The sequence below is a fragment of the Streptomyces albus subsp. chlorinus genome, assembly GCF_013302895.1.
In the GTDB taxonomy this organism is placed as follows: domain Bacteria; phylum Actinomycetota; class Actinomycetes; order Streptomycetales; family Streptomycetaceae; genus Streptomyces; species Streptomyces chlorinus.
Window position 1 is genome coordinate 1,933,450 of the sequence record NZ_VJOK01000001.1, and the last position, 931, is coordinate 1,934,380.

Below are 931 nucleotides of genomic sequence, written 5' to 3' on the forward strand. Positions count from 1 at the left end.
GGGAGGAGGGAGCGCCGTCCGGTCCGGGTGCCCGGGGAGACCGCCCGGGGACGGCGGGCCCCCGGAGCACCGCCCCGGCCGGGGCGCCGGGCGAGGGGCTGCGCGTGGGCTGCGCGGCCCTCCTCTTTCTGGTCGCCGTCGTGGACCTGGTCGTCGCCTCCATCAACGCCTCCGCGAACGCGCAGGTGGTCTTCCACAGCGGGAGGAAGCCCGTCACCGCCACCTCCACGTCGCGGTACCACAGCTTCGACACGCACACCTGGGACGTCGCACAGAAGGTGAGGTCCACATTCCGCCCCTCGGGCACGCTCCTTTGGCCCGGTGTCGGCGGGGTGCAGGGGCGGCTGGAGGTGCAGGTGCCCAAGGGCTGCGAGGGGCGCACGGTGCGCTGGCGGGTCGAGGCCGACGGCAGGCGGGCAGAGTCCGGCGTACTGCGGGGAAAGCGTTCCTACCGGGACAAGACGGACTTCTCCCTCTCCCACAGGCCGCACTCGGTCACCCTGCTCGCCGACTGGGACGGCGGCACCTCCTCGTGCCCGTCCTTCGCACTGCGCTGGCACGACCCTCGGGTGGACCTCACCTTCGACCTGTTCCCGTTCTAGCCCACCTCCGCGCTCCGGTCCCCTCCTCCGCGCTCACTCCCCCTCCGCCGCGTGGTGCCCGGGTATGCATCCGGGCGCCCCTCGCGCGACGTACCGCGGCACCAGTCACACACCAACGCTCGAACACGGGTATGAGCCGCGCGCGCCGGGGCATCAGGCAACCGGGCAACCGGAACCCGCACGCCGTCGACGTCGGGAGGAAAAGTGCCGATCAGCAGCGCACAGACGAGCAGCGCGAGCAGAAGTGGCGAGGAGGTCGATGCCGTCGTCGGGGAACGGGCCGCCGACGTGGTGGTCGTCGGCGCCGGTCTCGCCGGGCTGGCGGCGGC

The 931-nt window shown here is 73.1% G+C and carries 1 protein-coding gene; it reads left to right on the forward strand.

Going from position 1 to position 931, the window contains the following annotated elements; all coding sequences use genetic code 11:
• The coding region (locus tag FM076_RS08705; protein ID WP_207730264.1) for a hypothetical protein at positions 1 to 602 on the forward strand (602 nt) is incomplete at its 5' end.
• Positions 603 to 931: the final 329 nt, after the last annotated feature.